This is a genomic window from Cobetia amphilecti (assembly GCF_032923285.1).
GTDB classification, from domain to species: Bacteria; Pseudomonadota; Gammaproteobacteria; order Pseudomonadales; family Halomonadaceae; genus Cobetia; species Cobetia amphilecti.
Map to the genome: position 1 here is coordinate 1865234 of NZ_CP136695.1, position 18540 is coordinate 1883773.

At 56.7% G+C, this 18540-nt stretch carries 17 protein-coding genes and 1 pseudogene; 14 read left to right on the plus strand and 4 right to left on the minus strand.

Annotated elements, in window-relative coordinates; genetic code table 11:
- Nucleotides 1-59 precede the first annotated feature (59 nt).
- Nucleotides 60-2498: an EcoAI/FtnUII family type I restriction enzme subunit R gene (gene hsdR / locus R1T44_RS08045; protein WP_317292841.1), complete on the minus strand. Its 2439-nt coding sequence runs from the start codon at nt 2496-2498 to the stop codon at nt 60-62.
- 429 nt (nt 2499-2927) lie between these two features.
- Between hsdR and R1T44_RS17530 the strand changes: the two are divergent.
- Nucleotides 2928-3880 (plus strand): annotated as a pseudogene (locus R1T44_RS17530) (IS30 family transposase).
- 91 nt (nt 3881-3971) lie between these two features.
- On the opposite strand, the gene R1T44_RS08055 reads toward R1T44_RS17530, so the two are convergent.
- From R1T44_RS08055 to R1T44_RS08065, 3 genes are all read right to left on the minus strand, one after another.
- Complete coding sequence (locus R1T44_RS08055; RefSeq protein WP_317292843.1) at nt 3972-4664, minus strand: flavin reductase family protein; 693 nt, start codon at nt 4662-4664, stop codon at nt 3972-3974.
- A 78-nt stretch (nt 4665-4742) separates the two neighbouring features.
- Nucleotides 4743-5878, minus strand: a protein-coding gene (locus R1T44_RS08060; protein ID WP_394805767.1) for an IS3 family transposase whose coding sequence is annotated in 2 segments (ribosomal slippage) — nt 4743-5620 and nt 5620-5878 — 1137 coding nt in all. Because the reading frame shifts where the segments join, the coding sequence is not laid out codon by codon here.
- Between the two features lie 63 nt (nt 5879-5941).
- Nucleotides 5942-6157 carry a transposase gene (locus R1T44_RS08065; RefSeq protein WP_317292845.1) on the minus strand — a complete coding sequence of 72 codons (216 nt, stop codon included), beginning with the start codon at nt 6155-6157 and terminating at the stop codon, nt 5942-5944.
- 155 nt (nt 6158-6312) lie between these two features.
- On the opposite strand from R1T44_RS08065, the gene R1T44_RS08070 reads away from it, so the two are divergent.
- The 13 genes from R1T44_RS08070 to R1T44_RS08125 all read left to right on the plus strand — a co-directional run bounded on the left by R1T44_RS08070 (nt 6313) and on the right by R1T44_RS08125 (nt 18303).
- Entirely contained in the window at nt 6313-6660 is a 348-nt protein-coding gene (locus R1T44_RS08070) for a hypothetical protein (RefSeq protein WP_457851504.1), read from the plus strand.
- A 10-nt stretch (nt 6661-6670) separates the two neighbouring features.
- Entirely contained in the window at nt 6671-6901 is a 231-nt protein-coding gene (trbK, locus tag R1T44_RS08075; RefSeq protein WP_317292846.1) for an entry exclusion lipoprotein TrbK, read from the plus strand.
- Between the two features lie 13 nt (nt 6902-6914).
- Complete coding sequence (trbL, locus tag R1T44_RS08080; RefSeq protein ID WP_317292847.1) at nt 6915-8411, plus strand: P-type conjugative transfer protein TrbL; 1497 nt, start codon at nt 6915-6917, stop codon at nt 8409-8411.
- A 12-nt stretch (nt 8412-8423) separates the two neighbouring features.
- A complete protein-coding gene (locus R1T44_RS08085) occupies nt 8424-8690 on the plus strand; it encodes a hypothetical protein (RefSeq protein WP_317292848.1) in 267 nt (88 codons plus the stop codon).
- A gap of 72 nt (nt 8691-8762) precedes the next feature.
- Entirely contained in the window at nt 8763-8963 is a 201-nt protein-coding gene (locus tag R1T44_RS08090; protein WP_317292849.1) for a hypothetical protein, read from the plus strand.
- 226 nt (nt 8964-9189) lie between these two features.
- The gene (locus R1T44_RS17495) at nt 9190-9621 is read left to right on the plus strand and encodes a plasmid fertility inhibition factor family protein (RefSeq protein ID WP_394805775.1); all 432 of its coding nucleotides are present in this window, start codon (nt 9190-9192) and stop codon (nt 9619-9621) included.
- Between the two features lie 78 nt (nt 9622-9699).
- Entirely contained in the window at nt 9700-9954 is a 255-nt protein-coding gene (locus R1T44_RS08095) for a FitA-like ribbon-helix-helix domain-containing protein (protein ID WP_317292850.1), read from the plus strand.
- A complete protein-coding gene (locus R1T44_RS08100; protein WP_317292851.1) occupies nt 9951-10379 on the plus strand; it encodes a type II toxin-antitoxin system VapC family toxin in 429 nt (142 codons plus the stop codon). Before R1T44_RS08095 ends, R1T44_RS08100 begins: the two co-directional genes overlap by 4 nt.
- An 82-nt stretch (nt 10380-10461) precedes the next feature.
- Nucleotides 10462-13227, plus strand: coding sequence for a class I SAM-dependent DNA methyltransferase (locus tag R1T44_RS08105; protein WP_317292852.1), 2766 nt, complete (start codon nt 10462-10464; stop codon nt 13225-13227).
- Nucleotides 13224-14057, plus strand: a complete 834-nt coding sequence (locus R1T44_RS08110; RefSeq protein ID WP_317292853.1) for a hypothetical protein — start codon at nt 13224-13226, stop codon at nt 14055-14057. Before R1T44_RS08105 ends, R1T44_RS08110 begins: the two co-directional genes overlap by 4 nt.
- A complete protein-coding gene (locus R1T44_RS08115) occupies nt 14054-15064 on the plus strand; it encodes a virulence RhuM family protein (protein ID WP_317292854.1) in 1011 nt (336 codons plus the stop codon). The genes R1T44_RS08110 and R1T44_RS08115 overlap by 4 nt, the downstream gene beginning before the upstream one ends.
- Nucleotides 15065-15077: 13 nt before the next feature.
- Nucleotides 15078-17126, plus strand: a complete 2049-nt coding sequence (locus R1T44_RS08120) for a DEAD/DEAH box helicase (RefSeq protein WP_317292855.1) — start codon at nt 15078-15080, stop codon at nt 17124-17126.
- On the plus strand, nt 17119-18303 hold the full coding sequence (locus R1T44_RS08125; RefSeq protein ID WP_317292856.1) for a GIY-YIG nuclease family protein: 1185 nt from the start codon (nt 17119-17121) through the stop codon (nt 18301-18303). The genes R1T44_RS08120 and R1T44_RS08125 overlap by 8 nt, the downstream gene beginning before the upstream one ends.
- Nucleotides 18304-18540 lie beyond the last annotated feature (237 nt).

The following is an 18540-nucleotide window of genomic DNA, read 5'->3' on the forward strand; positions in this document are numbered from 1 at the left end:
CGAAAGCGCGCCGGTGTGGCTGCCGGCGCGCAGAATGCGACGTATTGTACCTAGCTGGGTCAGCCGACTGTAGCGGCGTCTGCGTAGAGCGTTTCCTCGAGGGCTCTCACTGCCTCGCGATAACCGGCCTTGCCGCCGAAGGCCTTGGCGAGCTCCACGGGGGTACCGAGCCGGTCCAGCGGTGCCAGCTTCAGTACCTTGGTGTCCTCGATGGTGGCCACGCCGTTGTCGGCATATTTGTCTAGCAGGGCGTCCAGCACGGCGCGGGCCTGGCCCTCGTAGCGAGTGAAATAGTCCGACTGGCGGGCCTTGGCCGCGCGCTGGCGACGGGTGAGTGCAGGCTGGCCGTAGACGATGTGCACGATGGCATCGAAGGGGTCCGGTGTATCGCCGAGTGTCTTCTCGACCTCGCTGGTGAGGTCTTCCCAGAACACGCCTTGTTCAGCCAGCTCATCCAGCACGGCCTGCTTGCGGTCGCTGGCCTCCCAACGGCGCAGGAAGTCCTTCAGGGTGGCGTAGTGGGCGCGTACCGTCTTGCGAGTGTAGTCGGTCAGCTCTTCGGTGATCAGCTTGCCGTCCGGCCCCAGGTACTGCACGCGCCGGCCGATGACCGCCACGGTGACGTCATCGACGACGTATCGCTTGGGCGGCTCGCCGATGCCGCCGTCCTCGTCATCCTCCCAGCCCCCTTCGGGGGGCAAGGCGGGATCGTTCGGTGACTCGTCGTCGGGGGATGCGCCGTCTTCGTCAGCGGGCGCGTTTCCATCGACGCTGTCCTCGGCTTCATCGTCGTCGTCCGGTAGTAGCGGGTCGCCTTCGCCGGGTACGTAGACCTTTTCTGGTTCGCCGTCGAAGGCGGGGTCGGCGAAAAGCTCCGTGGCCTTGCGGAAATCGAGGATGGTGAACCAGAACTTGTCGTGATCGGCGTCAATCCGCGTGCCGCGTCCGATGATCTGCTTGAACTCGGTCATCGACTGGATGCGCTGGTCGAGCACGATCAGCTTGCAGGTCTTGGCGTCGACGCCGGTGGTCATCAGCTTGCTGGTGACGGCGATGACGGGGTAGGGCTCTTCGGGGTCGATGAAGTGGTCGAGCTCGGCCTTCCCCTCGAGCTCGTCGCCGGTGATGCGCATCACGTACTTGCGGTTCTTGGCCACGTGCTGAGGGTTGAGATTGACCAACGCCTGGCGCATCCGCTCAGCGTGGTCGATGTTCTCGCAGAAGACGATGGTCTTCTGCATCGGGTCGGTCTGGGTCAGGTAATCGGTGACGGTTCGAGCGACCAGCTCGGTGCGTTGCGTCAGGATCAGATGACGGTCGAAGTCTCGCTGGTTGTAGATACGATCCTCGATCACCTCGCCGTGGATATCGATCTGGCCGTCGCTGGGGCGCCATCCTTGCAGGTCGCGGTCCAGGTCGACCCGAATCACCTTGTAGGGTGCCAGGTAGCCGTCGTCGATGCCCTGCTTGAGCGAGTAGGTGTAGATAGGCTCGCCGAAGTAGTGGATGTTGGAAACCTCGGTGGTCTCCTTGGGCGTCGCGGTCAGCCCGATATGGGTGGCCCCGCTGAAGTAGTCCAGGATGGCGCGCCAGGCAGAGTCTTCGGCGGCGCTGCCACGGTGGCATTCGTCGATGACGACCAGGTCGAAGAAGTCCGGACTGAACTGCTTGTAGATGTTCTTTTCTTCCTCGCTGCCGGTGACGGCTTGATACAGCGAGAGGTAGATCTCGTGCGACTTCTCGACCTGGCGCTTGGAGATCTTGGTCATGGCCGCGCCGAAGGGCTTGAAGTCGCCGCTCTTGGTCTGATCGACGAGTACGTTTCGGTCCGCCAGAAACAGGATGCGCTGCTTGCGGCCGGCCTTCCACAGTCGCCAGATCAGCTGGAAAGCGGTGTAGGTCTTGCCGGTGCCAGTGGCCATCACCAGCAGCAGGCGATCTTGCCCTTTGGCAATGGCTTCGACCGTGCGATTGACCGCGACCATCTGGTAGTAGCGGGGCGTGCGGCCGCTGCCATCATCGTAGAAAGGCTGCTCGACGACCGGGCGTGTCTCTTCACTCAGGCCTTTCCAGCGGCGGTAGCCGTGCCAGAGCGCATCGGGCCCGGGGAGCTGATCGAGCGCCAGGTTGGTCTCGGCCTGATCGAAGACCAGGCGGTGGGGATCGCTGAACAGGAAGCCGCTGCCGTTGGAGCTAATGGCGAAGGGGACATCGAGCTTCTCCGCGTAGGCCTGGGCCTGCTGCATGCCATGGCCCAAGCTGTGGCTGGCGTCCTTGGCCTCAATGACGGCGATGGGCTGGTTCTTCTGAAAAGACAGCACGTAATCCGCTCGGCGCGGGTGAGCCCGATGATGCATGCGGCCCCGCACCGTGATGCGGCCATCGCTAACCGGATACTCTTCACGTACCTGGGTATGGATGTTCCAGCCTGCCTGCTCGATGGCGGGGGTGATGAACTTGGTGCAGATGTCCCGTTCGCTGAAAGCTTGCCTTATCATAGCTGCTTCCCTGCTGCGTTTATTGGTTGCTTATCAGTTTTTTCGTTAGATTACTTGAAGCTGAGCAGAAACGCATGGGGGCGAGGAAGGGGCCGGCAAGCCTCACGATTCTGAGAAGCAGCGCCTGGCTGGGGTCATCAACCGGCTGAACGACCTCCATGGCGCCGAGATTAGCGACGAGAACAAGCTGCTTTTCGGGAGGATTATCTAGCTTTCGGTTCAAATTATTTACTAGAAGCGGCCTGTAATGGCGATTCTATGTTTGAAGGTAAACCAGTGTGGTTTATTCCTGGGTTCATAGAATAACCGCAGCACTTTGGACCGCATGGTAGAGGCAGGAGGGCCAGCCCCGGTACCCTTCTCGGCTCACTGACCAAAGTGAAGCAGAGTATGGAATACCGACAGCTGACCCAGACCCAATGATACCAGATCCACGCCCGTTATGACTTGGGCATGAGCCAGCGCCAGATCGGCAGGGAGCTGAACCTCCACAGCAGCACGATCAGCCGTGAAATTCGCCGTAACGCCACCGCTGATGGCTATGATCCCGAGCAGGCCCAGACACTCAGTGATCATCGGCGCCGCACTGCTACCAAGTGGTCAAAGCGCCTTCCAGGCATGATGGCCGCCGTTGCCGGTCGGCTACGTGAGGAGTGGAGCCCACAGCAAATCAGTGGCTTCATGGCGCCTTTGGCCGGCGTTAATGTCAGTCATCAATGGATCTACTCCTTGATCTGGGACGACAAGGCACGGGGTGGTGACCTTTGGCGGCATCTCCGTCAGCCCAAACGCCGCAATAAGCACCGCACGCATGCCAAGAGCGCCGGGTTGGGCAAGATCCCCAACCGAGTCGGTATCGAGCACCGCCCAGATGAGATTGATGACCGGCGCTTCATCGGCCACTGGGAGGGCGACACCGTGATACAGGGCCACAAGCAATCAGGCTTGGTCACGCTGGTCGAGCGTCGAAGTGGCTATTGACTGGCCGCACGACTGCCCAGGATCTCAGCCGAGTTGACGCAAGCAGCCATGATCCGCTTGTTGAAGCCGCGTCGGGGAGCGGTCCAGACGATCACACTGGACAATGGCTCGGAATTCGCTGGCCACGAAGCAGTGGCCAAGCCGTGACGGCGGCGATGTACTTCTGCGATCCCTACTGCTCTGGGCAGCGTGGGACCAACGAAAATACGAATGGCCTGATACGGCAGTACTTCCCCAAAGGAACGGATTTCCGCCAGATCAGCAATGCAGAGCTACGCAAGGTGGTCGAAAAGCTGAATGACCGTCCTCGAAAGTAACTCGGCTACCGGACACCGGCGCAGGTGTTTCTAGGGGAATATTCAAGAGGCCTGGATACCGCAGGTGCTGCGCTTATTGCTTGAATTCAGGTATCAGTAACTTATTATTTTAAAAGCGAACTCATAATCCCCTGGTCTGATCTCAAAGGTTTCAGCCGCCCAGTATCCTCCAGCCTTATTCCCCCCCAGCCATGCCCCTATACTTCCCTTTGAAATACAACAACGGCCGCGCCGTCCCCGCAACATCCAGATTCAGTCCTTTCACTTCCCCGATCACGATCAGGTGATCACCTGCGGGATGCTCTGCGTGAATCTTGCAGTCGAGCCAGTGCAGGCTGTCATTGATGACCGGGTTGCCGAGAGGGGAGAGCTGCCAGTCGATGCCTTGCCATTTATCTGCGCCACGCATGGCGAACTGGTTGGAGACATGGCTTTGCTCGCTGGAGAGGATGTTGACGGCGAAGCGCTCTGCCTGGCGGATCTTCGGGTAGCTGAACGAGCTGGCCTTGACGCTGAAGGAGACCAGCGGCGGATTCATCGAGGCGCTGTAGAACGACTGGCAGGTGAAGCCGATCGGTTCATCGTCGACCTGGGTAGTGATGATGGTGATGCCGGAGGCGAAGTGGCCGAGGGCTTCTCGGAAACTGGCGGAGTCGATGGTGGGGGCTGGGTTAGTGTTGGAGAGCGACATGGCAGGTCCTGCAAGATTGGGGAGGTGGTAATTGTCAGCCGTGGGGGAGGGGCTGCAGCGATAGCGCGGGTCTGGGCGCTTGGGTAACAAAGATAAGAGTGATGAAAAAATGGCCGTCGTGAATTCTTCACGATGGCCATTTTTGTTTGCGGCGGTATCAGCCGCAGCTGCTTCCACTCTCGAGCACTTGAAGTGGACCCCATCCTTTGGACCACCTGACGGGTCGTCTAAGCTCGGATCAGGTCATCATCGGCGTCAGGCCGCCTGGGTCAGTGGTTGAGAGAAGTACACTTCATCAGGTGTGGCATCGTCCAGCCCTTGGTGGGGCCGCTCCGTGTTGTACCAAGCGAAGTAACACTTCAGATCCCTTCGCAAGTGGGCGCCACTCTCGAAAGCCTTCAGGTAAACGCACTCGTACTTCACGCTGCGCCAGAGTCGTTCCACGAAAATGTTGTCCTGATAGCATCCCTTGCCATCCATGCTTATCCGGACATCATGGGCTTCCAGCACTTCGGTGAACGCCTGGCTGGTAAACTGACAGCCTTGATCTGTATTGAATATCTCGGGCTTTCCATAGCGCGCCAAGGCTTCCTCCAAAGCATCGATACAGAAGTCCGTATCCAGGGTGTTGGAGACCCGCCAGGCCAGCACGCGACGGCTGTGCCAGTCCATGATGGCCACCAGGTACATGAACCCGCGCGCCAAGGGAATGTATGTGATATCGGTCGCCCACACTTGATTGGGGCGGTCGATGACCCGCCCCCGCAGCAAGTAAGGATAGATCCGATGCCCCATGCCCGGCCGGCTGGTGCATGGCTTTGGATAAATAGCCTGTAGGCCCATCTCGCGCATCAATCGCTGAACGCGCTTGCGGTTCACCGCGTATCCCTGGCGATTGAGATGGGCTGACATCCGTCGTGAGCCATAGGCCGGTGTGCGCAGATGCTCCGCGTCGATCAGACGCATTAACTCCAGGTCATAGGCCCCTAGCGCCTTGCGCTGATAGTACATTGAGGAGCGACTGATACCGAGTAGCTGGCACTGACGCCGGAGGCTGATGTCGGGCGCCTGCGGCTCGACCAGTGCCACGCGCTGGGCCCGGCTCAACGACCGAGCCCGCGTGACAAAAAATCCCGTTCCACCGTCAGCTTGCCGATCTCGCGGTAGAGCGTATCGATCTCCTCCTGGGTCTTCTGAGCGGTTTTACCGGAACTCTTGCTCTCGAAGACGCCGGTGGCATTGTCCAGCAGTTCGCGTTTCCACTGACTCACCATGGTGGGGTGGATCTCGAAGCGGGCCGCGATCTCCGACGTGGTCTGCTCTCCCTTGAGGGCGGCGAGGGCTACCTTGGCTTTGAACTCACTGCTGTACTGTCGACGTTTCTTGCTCATGATCAAGCTCTCCTGGTCGGTCTGATCAGAGCTTAGCGCCTGGTCCGAATTCCGGGGACCACTTCACTCCTCCTGGGTCTTCTGAGCGGTTTTACCGGAACTCTTGCTCTCGAAGACGCCGGTGGCATTGTCCAGCAGTTCGCGTTTCCACTGACTCACCATGGTGGGGTGGATCTCGAAGCGGGCCGCGATCTCCGACGTGGTCTGCTCTCCCTTGAGGGCGGCGAGGGCTACCTTGGCTTTGAACTCACTGCTGTACTGTCGACGTTTCTTGCTCATGATCAAGCTCTCCTGGTCGGTCTGATCAGAGCTTAGCGCCTGGTCCGAATTCCGGGGACCACTTCACCTAGGCAAGTTCCAGGACGTAGCGTATTACCGGAGTTCTCCCTGCTTCAATGGCGGCGGTTGCACGGATGCCGAACGTGCAGCGATGGATGAAAACCGTCGCCTGGCGTCTGAATCGCAAAAAGCGGCCAACGATGCGCTCTTCCGGGGGGCTGGATCAGCAACAGGATAATCTGGCGTCTGATGCTCGACAGCTTGAGCGTCTGCAATCCGCTGCTCAGGGCGCGGATGGTCAACTTGCCGCCATTGGTTACGCAAACCAGCTCGCCAGTAACCAAGCGAACCAACTTCTGCAAATTCGCAGCTTGCTGATTGCTCAGCAGAACGCTGAAGCCGCCCGTCTCGCTGCCGAACTGGATGCTAACGCCAGAGGGGAAGCGCGGGAAAGGCAGATGCGTACCTGGAATTACCAACCTAGCGCAGCAGATCGCTATTAAGGAGGCTGCGATGAAGAAGATCATCCCTCTTGTGGCAGCTGTTGCCTTGGTAGGTTGTGAGCAGGAAACGGTACCAGAGGCGAGTGCGATCACGTGCGCGCCAGTTGCCTTTCAGCAGGCTATCCGTGAGCTGAGCCGGGAATCGAACCGAAAAGCCTTCACCGAAGCCTGCCGGTCGTTCGAGAAGGCCCAACGCATGCGGGAATGGGAGTTCGAACCCAGCTCCCCCGACAGATATTGAGGGAGGGCGTTGCATGAAACGATTCGTTTTTGGTGGTTTGGGCATGATGGCCGTCGTCATGTTGTCCGATACTGCAATGGCTCAGGAGCTATCCAGCAGCAACATCATGGATGATGTGTTGGACCGCTTTCATTCCGCGGCATCAACGTGGGGGCCTGCCATAGAAGCGGCCGCCAGTCGGTTGTTCTGGACCCTGGTAGTGATCTCGATGGTCTGGACATTCGGCATGATGGCGCTGCGCAAGGCCGACATTGGCGAGTTCTTTGCCGAGCTTGTTCGTTTCACCATCTTTACAGGCTTTTTCTGGTGGTTGCTGACGAACGCGACACAGGGCATGAACATCGCGGGAACCATCGTACAGTCATTGCAGACCCTTGGGGCACAAGCCGGTGGCCTCTCCAACGGCAACTTGGGGCCGTCCAGCATCCTTGATATCGGCTTTGAACTGTACGACCAGACGGTGAAGGCCACGTCAGAGTTGAGCTGGAAGCAGTTTGCCACTGCGTTGGTGATGGAAGGTATGGCCTTGGCCGTATTGCTGGTGTTGGCGATTATCTCCGTCAACCTGCTCCTGCTGCTAGCTGCCAGTTGGATACTGCTTTATGCGGGAGTGTTTTTCCTGGGATTTGGCGGTTCCCGTTGGACATCAGACATGGCGATCAACTATTACAAGGCTATTCTCGGCATAGCGGCTCAGTTGATGGCAATGGTGCTTCTGGTCGCCATCGGTAGGGAGTTCATTACTCACTACTACTCGCAGATGAGCGAGAACATGGCGTCCCAGGAGTTGGTCGTGATGCTGGTTGTTTCGGTGATCCTGCTATTTCTGGTTAACAAGATTCCACCGATGATTTCCGGCCTGGTGTCGGGTGGCAGCGTGGGAGCAATGGGCATCGGGTCATTTGGTGCCGGTGCTGCGGTAGGAGCAGCCATATCAGCGGGAGGTATGGCCCTCACGGCGGGCAAGATGGCTGGGAACGCGATGTTGGGCGGTGCGGCGAATGCAGTAGGTGGCGGGTCAGCCATCAAGGCTGCCTTCGAGAAGGCCCAGTCCAATATGTCAGGGTCAGGAGCGGACATGCCGAGCTTTGGCACTGGAGGTGACAGCAGCGGTGGTGGGAGTGGCAGCAGCTCCACCGGAAATGAAGCTGGCACCGGTGACACCCCATTTGCGCAGGCGGCTGGCTTCTCTGGTTCTGGCTCCCGTTCTGGTGGAGATGGAGGGTTCAAGCGGGCGGCATCCTTGGGAGCTGGAACGGCTGGCGAGCTGGCCAAAGGGGTTGGGGTGAAGATGGCCGGAAAATTCCAGGACAAGGTTGATCAAACCGCTGGTGGTCGCTTGGCGTCCTCAATTCGCAAGGGCATGGAGCCGGAAGGTGGTAGTGATGTCGCAGAAGCGGACGACTCTGCTCCCTCATTCGACAGCGACAGCCTGGGCGGTAGTGAACACCAGCAGGACCGTAGCGACGAGATCGCTCGCTTTTTGAACCGTGGCCAGCAGGACACCTAAGGAGACCCCACGATGAAACAACGCCATTTTATGGTAGCCCTGGATATGCTCGACGAAGCGCATGAAGCCCACACTGAAGCCGCTTTTTTACCGGCTGTCGAGCTATCGGCTGAGGGCGAGAGTAACGCTGAGTCAGAGATTTCAGCCTTTGTGAACCGCCCAGCCCGCTCGGATCGAGAGGAAGTGCCATGCAGCACGCACACTAGCACCGACGTAGGAGCTGGAACCGGAAGAACCCCGTTCTCAGAGGCGGCGGGATTTTCCGATACTGGATTCTGACATTATTTATGGGAGCCATTGACCAGCGATAGCTCAGGCGGCCAATGGCCGCCTTTCAGCCAGGAGGAGGACATGGACGAACAGATACGCCCACAATTGCAGCATGAGAGTGAAACCATAATCGTTGACCAGGACGACGAGACGCATCCAGAAAGAGGAGAGCCGGCGGTTCGCTGGCTGACTTCCGAAGAACTGGATGAACTGCGGCGGGACATGAAAGAAGCCTCTGCTTGGGCGCGGGCTGAGCTGAAACGGCGTAGAGAGGGCGGGTAGTCAAGTTCAAGGTGGTTGGGTAAGAATTGATGGTAACTATCGCGACCTCGGCTTTCTGACCATGTTTCGACGCAGGATTCATGACGTTCTGTCCCGTCACTTCGAATTGCGCCAACTCCGTAAGGCGGCTCAATCCCATAGAAGTCCAGAGTCACCGGAGCTGGTGAAGGTCGATCCATTCAAGGCAGTCTGGCGGGTTTCGATACCGAATCACGCGCCACGCTTTATGTCGGTTAGATCAGGGGCAGTCAACCACGAGTTCTTTGTCGTGCATCTGGACGCTGAACGCTTCTATCACGCTTGGCTCAAGGCCAGTCCAAGGATATCAAGGCGCCGGGGCTCAGATTGCATTTGCCGATCTCAGATGTCTGCTGACTACAAGTACAAATGGGCAGTGGATGGCTTTTCTCATGGCGTAAATAACCCTGTACCCCTCGCCGAGGCGGGAGCCCATGTCGATACTGGTGGCCAGCTGTGCTTGGGCTTCACCAACGGGGTTACACGTACCTTCTGGCTTTTGGCAAACCGCTGCCCAGCTTTTCCTGTAGAGGTCTACGGAGAGGAGAGCGCACAACTCCTCCACCAAACAGCCGGCCTCGGCCCAGGTCCAACTACCCTGGCGGAGCTCTTTTCGAAGACCACCCGACAATACGTATAGAGCTGTATACAGCCTAGCTTGCAGAAGTGCATGCAAAACCATAATATGCATTCATCGACGTTCAGGGATCACCGACCGATGGCAATGCTTACAGTTCGCAACATACCAGACGAGGTACACCGCGCCCTGCGTGTCCGTGCGGCTCTGCACGGGCACAGTATGGAAGCCGAGGTGCGCGAGATCCTGGAGGCTGCTGTAGCCCCCGAAGGCCGGGTAAAGCTGGGGTCCATTCTGGCCGACATCGGCCGCCATGCCCAGCTGACCGATGATGAGTTCGCCGCCTTCGAGCAAGTCCGCGACAAGACCCAGGCGCGTCCGGTGGACTTCGAATGATCCTGCTCGACACCAACGTCATCTCGGAACCATTGTGTCAGGAGCCAGAACCGCGCGTTATCGAGTGGATCGACGCCCAGGCCCTCGAGACTCTCTACCTCTCCGCTATCACAGTGGCAGAGCTACGCACTGGCATCGCCTTGCTCCCGGCAGGGGATCGCCGGACGAAGTTGCAGGAGAACCTGGAGAAGCGGGCGCTACCCCTGTTTGCCGGGCGCGTCCTTCCGTTCGATCTTCCCTGTACGCAAGCCTATGCTGGGCTGATGGTGAAGGCACGGGAAACTCGCATCGAGCTCTCTGTCGCCGATGGCTACATCGCAGCGATTACCCTAGCCAACGGCTTTGCCGTGGCAACGAGAGCTCCCGAACGCTTCGAAGCAATAGGCGTGGCGGTAATCAACCCGTGGAAGATGAAAGCCGCCTAACGCCAAGTAAGTTGGACGGCGAAAATTTTAGCGGCTAAAAACGCAGCACTCGCCAGAAGGCGAACAGGATAAATGGCACACCATGAACGCAGTAGAAATCGAAGCCGCAATATCGGATCTGGCACAACAGCCCTTTGACCCGGCTGAATTCCCCTATGCCTTCCTGGAAGCCTTCGGCAATAAGGCTACTACCATCAAACGGCTGCGCTCGGGTGCATCCAACAAGTCCGACCTTGGCGGCGTGTTGCAGACCAACAATATCCATATCGCAGTGGCGGATGCCGGAGCCGTTACGCGAACACTGGAGGCCCTCAAGGCCAGCCCGGCGACCACCCGTGCCAAGGCGCGCTACATCCTGGCAACCGATGGCGTGCTTTTCGAGGCTGAAGATCTGGAAACTGGTGAGACGGTGGCCTGCACCTATGAGGCTTTCCCTGACCATTTCGGCTTCTTCCTACCGCTGGCGGGCATCACCACGGTCAAGCAGGTGCGCGACAGTTCCTTTGACATTCGCGCTACCAGCCGCCTGAATCGGCTGTATGTGGAGCTGCTGAAGGACAATCCTGACTGGGGTACGGAGGAGCAGCGCCATGAAATGAACCACTTCATGGCACGTCTGATTTTCTGCTTCTTTGCGGAAGACACCGACATTTTCGCTGGTAGCGGCCTGTTTACCGATACCGTGGCCCAGATGAGTGCACGGGATTCCGCCAATACCCACGAGGTGATCAGCGAAATCTTCCGTGCCATGAACACCAAGCAAGCCGAACGCACGACGGCAAGTATTCCCCGCTGGGCAGATGATGGCTTCCCCTATGTGAATGGCGGGCTGTTTTCGGGTAGCGTGGCGGTACCGCGCTTCAGCAAGATTGCGCGCTCCTACCTGCTACACATCGGCAGTCTGGACTGGACCCAGATCAACCCCGACATTTTCGGTTCCATGATCCAGGCGGTCGCGGATGATGAAGAACGCGGCGCGCTGGGCATGCATTACACCAGCGTGCCCAACATCCTGAAAGTGCTGAACCCGCTGTTCCTGGACGACCTGCGCGAGAAGTTGGAGGATGCGGGTGACAACCCCCGCAAGCTGTTGAACCTGCGAAACCGCATGGCCAGAATCCGGGTATTTGACCCGGCCTGCGGCTCGGGAAACTTCCTAGTAATCGCCTACAAACAGATGCGCGCTATTGAAGCCGAGATCAATCAGCATCGTGGCGAAACCAACCGTCCCACAGACATTCCGCTGACAAACTTCCGAGGCATAGAACTGCGGGACTTTTCGGCAGAGATAGCTCGGCTTGCATTGATCATTGCCGAGTATCAATGTGACCTACTTTATCGCGGCAAAAAGCTGGCTCTGGCCGAATTCTTGCCGCTGGACTCGCAGAACTGGATTACATGCGGAAATGCCCTGCGCCTAGATTGGCTGAGTATTTGCCAACCAACTGGCACCAAAGTGAAGCATCGCAGTGACGATCTGTTTGAAGAGGTAAGTCAGGCGGAAATCGACTTCGAGAATGAAGGCGGCGAGACCTATATTTGTGGGAATCCACCCTACAAAGGAAGCCAGACGCAGACCAAAGAGCAGAAGGCAGACTTGGCAGCAGTTTTCGACCCTTACGGTATCTCGTCAAAGCAGATTGACTATGTAGGGGGCTGGTTCATCAAAGCAGCCGAATACGCACGGCACACGCGGACGGAATCAGCTTTCGTTAGTACTAATTCTATCTGCCAAGGACGTATCGTCCCGATCATATGGCCTAAGATTTTTGAATTAGGCTCGGTCATTCGTTTTGCTCACACCTCTTTTAAATGGGCGAATCTAGCTGCATATAACGCAGGTGTCACAGTTGCTATTATAGGACTGTCAACAGATATAAGAAAAAAGTGTGCGCTCTATGACATAAGCTTGGAGGGAGAAACCATTGTTAGAGACGCAGGAATGATTACTCCATATCTCACTGCTGGCGAGATTGCTCTTGTGGATGGTCGGCGCAAAAGTATCTCGGGCCTGCCAGATATGTCTTTCGGTAATATGCCTGTTGATGGAGGAAACCTTCTTCTCTCAGCCGATGAAGTTGATTCGCTTGGTTTGAGTAAATCCGATGAGGATATTTTTATTCGGCGTATCTACGGGTCCTCAGAGTTTATTCGTGGGACTGTCCGAAAATGCCTTTGGGTATCCGACCAAGAACTGCCAAGAGCCTTGAATATTGATTCGATCCGCGAGCGCATCGATGGCGTGAGGCAAATGAGGCTAAGGAGCAAAGATGCGGGCACAAAAAAAATGGCTTCGCGTGCACACCAGTTCCGAGAAATGTATCACGGTACAAAGCACACAGTAGTCTTGCCAGGGGTTTCATCGGAGGGCAGGGAATACCTTCCGGTCGGAGTAGTCGACAGCCGTTCAATTGTTTCCAATCTCGCCTTCGCCCTCTACGATGCCCCTCTTTGGAACATGGCTCTAATCGCCTCTCGCATCCATCTGGTCTGGATTGCCACAGTCTGTGGCAAAATGAAAACTGATTTTCGCTATTCTAACACGATGGGTTGGAACACCTTCCCAGTACCCACCCTCACCGAAAAAAACAAAGCCGACCTGACTTGCTGCGCCGAAGATATCCTGCTGGCCCGTGAAGCGCATTTTCCGGCCACCGTCGCTGATCTCTACGATCCAGAGAAAATGCCAGAAAGCCTGCGCAAAGCTCATGAGAAGAACGACGAAGTGTTGGAGCGTATATATATCGGTCGCCGTTTCAAAAATGATACCGAGCGTCTGGAGAAGCTATTCGATCTGTATACTAAAATGACAGCATCTGAGAATAAAATGAAGAAGGGCGCAGTATGAGTAGCCTTAACGATGTCGAAAAGCGTTACTTCGAAAAGCTTTTTGGAATGCAGAGTGGCTATGTGCTGGACTACTCTGATTCGACGTTCGGCGAGTTTTTTTATCGTCACAATATCAATATTCATGGTCAAAAGTACCAGACCTATGGAACATCCAAGGCAAAGAAGTTGCGGGCATTTTGGGAACAAGCATCAGATGCGCTGGTCGGTAAAGTGATGGGAGAAATGCTGGATGCTTATGAGGCAGATTGTGTTCTAAGCAGCCGTACTTCAGAAACATCTATTCTCGAAAAAGCTCGGGGTATTGTTGCACGTCTATCAGGTGTGCCAGTGTCCTCGAAACCGACCCAAGCCGTCGATGATTTTCTGCATAATGAATTTACGATCCCCAACATCCGTAAGTTGCCCATAGAGGCGATGGCGGTCCCGGTCATCGAAAGCCGCCTCAACGAAGCTCGGACGGCTATGGGGGCAGGCGCCTACCTTTCCACCATCTTCCTATGTGGCAGTGTACTGGAAGCTGTGCTCCTTGGTGCAGCACAGAGTGATCCAGCGCGCTTCAATCGAGCTTCAGCCAGCCCAAAGACTGCCGACGGCAGTGTAAAGCGCTTTCATGACTGGAGCCTCGCGCAATTTATAGATGTCGGATGCGAGGCTGGTCTGTTGAAACCCGACGTGAAGAAGTTTAGTCACGGGCTTCGGGACTTTCGCAACTTCATCCACCCATATGAACAGATGTCATCAGGGTTCACACCTGATGAGCATACAGCGAAAGTCTGTTTCCAGGTGCTTAAGGCGGCTCTTGCCAGCGTTGCCGGGGAAAGATCATGAGCGAGCTGATCCTATACACCACGGATGACGGCCGGACCCAACTGCACCTTCGGGTGGAAGGGGACAGCATCTGGCTAAGCCAGATGGAGATTGCTGAGCTGTTCCAGACCACCAAGCAGAACGTCTCTCTGCATGCCAAAAACATATTTGAAGACAATGAGTTGGCCTCGGAGGCAACTGTCAAGGAATCCTTGACAGTTCAGTCTGAGGGCAATCGCCAGGTGAAGCGTCGGATCAGTTACTACAACCTTGATCTCATCCTGGCCATTGGCTACCGCGTCCGCTCGCCTCGGGGTGTGCAGTTCCGCCAGTGGGCCAGCACCCACCTCAAGGAGTTCCTGCTAAAGGGCTTCGTAATGGATGACGAACGCCTGAAGAACCCCAGTGGCTGGGACTACTTCGACGAATTGCTGGAGCGCATCCGGGACATACGGGCCTCGGAAAAACGCTTTTACCAGAAGGTCCGTGATCTATTTGCCCTCAGTTCCGACTACCAGGCCCGCGAGCGAGAGACCGCCCAGTTCTTTGCCGAGGTGCAGAACAAGCTGCTCTATGCCACCACCGGACACACGGCCGCTGAGCTGATCCTAAAGCGTTCAGACCCCAGTCAACCCAACATGGCGTTGACCAACTGGAGCGGTTCACGGGTACGCAAGCACGACGTCATCGTGGCCAAGAACTACCTAACAGCCGACGAGATCGACACGCTCAACCGGCTGGTAGTGATCTTCCTGGAACAGGCAGAGCTTCGGGTGAAGCAACAGAAGGATCTGACCCTGGACTTCTGGCGTAACAACGTCGACAAGATGCTGGCCTTCAATGACCAGCCCATTCTCGAAGGTGCTGGGTCGGTTAGCCGTGAGAATATGGAGAAGGTCGCCCGGGAACGTTATGAGGTTTTCGACCAGCAGCGGCGTATTGCGGAAGCCAAGGCAGCCGATGTCGCTGACCTGAAGGAAATTGAACAACTGGAACAAGACCTCAAACACAAGGGCAAGAAGCCTTGACAGGTGTCGCGCTATGACAAAGATCGTACCCTCTGTTTCCGTCTCGTATGCCAGCAATGGCAGCTCCACCAAGTCCAATGCGTTAGGCATGCGCCCCATGCAGGAGCGCGCTTACGAGCGGCGCGGTGAGCAATACTTGCTGATCAAATCGCCACCGGCTTCCGGTAAAAGCCGGGCCTTGATGTTTATTGCGCTGGACAAGCTCCACAACCAAGGACTCAAGCAGGCCATTATCGTGGTGCCAGAGAAGTCCATCGGTGCCAGCTTCAATGATGAGCCGCTGAGTGATTTTGGTTTCTGGGCAGACTGGCATGTGGAGCCGAAATGGAATCTCTGCAATGCGCCTGGCTCCGATAATGGTGGCAAAGTCAAATCGCTGGGCGCTTTTCTGTCCAGTGACGACAAGGTACTGGTCTGCACCCATGCCACTTTCCGTTTTGCCGTCGACCAGTTTGGCGTTGCCGCCTTCGACGACCGACTGGTTGCCGTGGATGAGTTTCACCACGTTTCAGCCAACCCCGACAACAAGCTAGGTGTTCACTTGGGGGAATTCATTACCCGCGACAAAGTGCATATCGTGGCTATGACTGGCTCTTATTTCCGAGGGGATGCCGAGGCAGTGCTGGCCCCCCAGGACGAGTCGCGCTTCGATACCGTCACTTACACCTACTACGAGCAGCTCAACGGCTACAAGTACCTGAAACAGCTCGATATTGGCTACTACTTTTACTCCGGTTCCTACGCTGACGATATTCTCAAGGTTCTCGATCCAGCCGAGAAAACCATCGTCCATATCCCCAGCGTCAATTCCCGAGAGAGCAGCGGTCAGAAGATCAAGGAAGTCGAACACATCTTTGAGGAGCTCGGTGAGTGGCAAGGAGCTGATCCGGTGACGGGGTTCCAACTGGTAAAAATACCAGGGGGAAAAGTTCTGAAGATTGCTGATCTAGTCGATCCAGCACATCAAGGACGGATACAGGAAAGTCTCAGAGCTCTGTCAATGAAAACAGACCGTGACTACGTTGACATTATTATTGCGCTGGGCATGGCTAAAGAGGGGTTTGACTGGATCTGGTGCGAGCATGCGCTAACGGTAGGCTATCGCAACAGCCTCACAGAAATCGTGCAAATAATCGGCCGCGCCACCCGGGATGCCCCAGGCAAAACACGGGCACGCTTCACCAACCTGATTGCAGAACCCGATGCTGCTGAGCAGGCTGTGACGGAAGCTATCAACGACACCCTGAAAGCTATTGCCGCCAGTCTGTTGATGGAGCAAGTGTTGGCCCCGCGTTTCGAGTTCACGCCGAAGAACCCCACCAGTGGCCCGCAGGAAGGCTTCGACTACGGTGAGGAGGGCTATGACCCTGACAAGTGCAACGTGGGGGTCAACGAAGAAACTGGAAAGTATCAAATAGAAATCAATGGTTTGGCTGAGCCAAAAAGCGAGGAGGCCAATCGTATTTGCCAGGAAGATCTGAACGAGGTCATTGCCAGCTTTGTGCAAGACAAAAACGCCATTGAGCGTGGTCTGTTCGATGAGGAGTTGGTACCTGAAGAGCTTACCCAGGTACACTTGGGCAAGATCATCAAGGACCGTTATCCCAACCTCGATGAGGAAGACCAAGAGGCCGTTCGTCAACACGCCATCGCAGCCCTGAATCTCACCCAGCAGGCCAAGCAGCTGCTAGAGGGAGAGAGCACCGTTGATACAAACGATCCCAAGCCAAATACGGCTCTGATTGCTGGTGTGCGAAAATTCGTGAATGTGCACGATCTCGATATCGACCTGATTGATCGCATCAATCCCTTCAGTGAGGCCTATGCGATTCTTGCCAAGACCATGAGCGAAGACAGCCTGAAACAGGTGGCGGCAGTTATCTCCGGTAAACGTACTAATCTGACGCCAGAAGACGCCAAGGAGCTTGCTGTGAGGGCTTTCAAATTCAAAAGGGAGCGCGGTCGGCTGCCTTCTATCAGCTCACAGGACGCTTGGGAACAACGCATGGCTGAGGGTGCTGCCGCTTTCGTGCGCTTCAAGGATGAGGGCCGTTATGACTGATCTGGACGAATTGCGCGCCGAACTGGACGGGCTCGCCCAGCCCGAGAAGAAGAAAGGCCACTCTGCAAGCGAAGAGCGCATCATCGCTGGTTTCGAAGAGATCCAGCGCTTTGTCGACCAGCATAGCTGCACCCCACAGCACGGTGAAGACAAGGATATTTTCGAACGGCTCTATGCCGTGCGCCTAGACCGCATACGCGCGCTTGAGGAATGCCGTACCCTGGTGGCACCACTTGATCATCAGGGTTTGCTCGATGACGACTACGCCAATGCAGCGGAATCCGTAGAAACTATGGACGATGACGCCTTGCTTGCCGAGTTGGCCGGTGCTGCAGGGACGCCTGAGCTTACCCAGCTGAAGCATGTTCGCTCCAGCGCCGAGAAACGCGCTGCCGAGCAGATCGCGGATCGCAAGCCATGCGAGGACTTCGAGACCTTTCGGCCCTTGTTCGAGCAGGTGCAAACGGAAGTCAAGACCGGCTTGCGCCAATCCCAGCCCATCGAGGCGGGCCGGCGCGCGATTGAGGTCGGAGACTTTTTTGTTCTCGATGGTATCACGCTCTACGTCGCTGAGGTCGGCGATCCGCTGAAAACCACTGCCGGGGAGGTGGACCGTCGCCTGCGCCTTATCTTCTCCAACGGCACCGAGAGTAATCTGCTGCTGCGCTCGCTCCAGCGTGCTTTCTACAACGATCACGCCGCGCGGCGGCTGTCCTCGACCGATAGCGGGCAACTCTCTTTCGGCGGCGAGCTTGAGGCTGACGATGTCGAAAGCGGCACCATTTATGTGCTGCGTAGTCTGTCAGAGCACCCGTTCGTTGCCGAGCACCGCGAGCTAATCCACAAGATTGGCGTCACCGGTGGCAAGGTGGAGGCGCGGATTGCCAATGCCGCGCATGATGCCACTTACCTGCTGGCCGATGTCGAAGTGGTTGCCACTTACAAGCTGGCCGGCATCAACCGCCGCAAGCTGGAAGCACTGTTCCACCGCATCTTTGCACCAGCGCAGCTTGAGCTGACCATCCAAGACCGCTTTGGTCATCCGGTGAAGCCGAGAGAGTGGTTCTTGGTGCCGTTGCATGTGATAGATGAGGCAGTTCAATGCATTCGGGATGGCTCGATTACGAACGTGGTTTACGAACCGAAGACAGCAAACTTGGTCAGCCAAGGAGAGTAGTTTGATGGAGTGGGGAAAACCGATAGTGAATGCTCATGCCATCACCAAATGACATGCAAGCCGCTATCTCACGCATGAGAAAGACTATTCGGCGGCGAGTCGCGGTACTGTGGCAGCACGCATATAGGGCTCGATATCGGATTGAGCGATTGGGGTTTCGCTACCGCTATAGCGCGTTCTCTACGGTTCTCCTTCTTCTTATATCTGCAAGCGTTTATCTGTCACCTATCCTCCAAG

Bases quoted from the DNA above. Each gene is read 5' to 3' on its own strand.
- R1T44_RS08120 (WP_317292855.1), top strand. From the start codon at position 15,078: ATGACAAAGATCGTACCCTCTGTTTCCGTCTCGTATGCCAGCAATGGC.
- trbK (WP_317292846.1), top strand. From the start codon at position 6,671: ATGAAGAAGATCATCCCTCTTGTGGCAGCTGTTGCCTTGGTAGGTTGT.
- R1T44_RS08110 (WP_317292853.1), top strand. From the start codon at position 13,224: ATGAGTAGCCTTAACGATGTCGAAAAGCGTTACTTCGAAAAGCTTTTT.
- R1T44_RS08105 (WP_317292852.1), top strand. From the start codon at position 10,462: ATGAACGCAGTAGAAATCGAAGCCGCAATATCGGATCTGGCACAACAG.
- R1T44_RS08100 (WP_317292851.1), top strand. From the start codon at position 9,951: ATGATCCTGCTCGACACCAACGTCATCTCGGAACCATTGTGTCAGGAG.
- R1T44_RS08085 (WP_317292848.1), top strand. From the start codon at position 8,424: ATGAAACAACGCCATTTTATGGTAGCCCTGGATATGCTCGACGAAGCG.
- R1T44_RS17495 (WP_394805775.1), top strand. From the start codon at position 9,190: ATGTCGGTTAGATCAGGGGCAGTCAACCACGAGTTCTTTGTCGTGCAT.
- R1T44_RS08090 (WP_317292849.1), top strand. From the start codon at position 8,763: ATGGACGAACAGATACGCCCACAATTGCAGCATGAGAGTGAAACCATA.
- R1T44_RS08095 (WP_317292850.1), top strand. From the start codon at position 9,700: ATGGCAATGCTTACAGTTCGCAACATACCAGACGAGGTACACCGCGCC.
- R1T44_RS08070 (WP_457851504.1), top strand. From the start codon at position 6,313: ATGAAAACCGTCGCCTGGCGTCTGAATCGCAAAAAGCGGCCAACGATG.
- hsdR (WP_317292841.1), bottom strand. From the start codon at position 2,498: ATGATAAGGCAAGCTTTCAGCGAACGGGACATCTGCACCAAGTTCATC.
- trbL (WP_317292847.1), top strand. From the start codon at position 6,915: ATGAAACGATTCGTTTTTGGTGGTTTGGGCATGATGGCCGTCGTCATG.
- R1T44_RS08065 (WP_317292845.1), bottom strand. From the start codon at position 6,157: ATGAGCAAGAAACGTCGACAGTACAGCAGTGAGTTCAAAGCCAAGGTA.
- R1T44_RS08115 (WP_317292854.1), top strand. From the start codon at position 14,054: ATGAGCGAGCTGATCCTATACACCACGGATGACGGCCGGACCCAACTG.
- R1T44_RS08125 (WP_317292856.1), top strand. From the start codon at position 17,119: ATGACTGATCTGGACGAATTGCGCGCCGAACTGGACGGGCTCGCCCAG.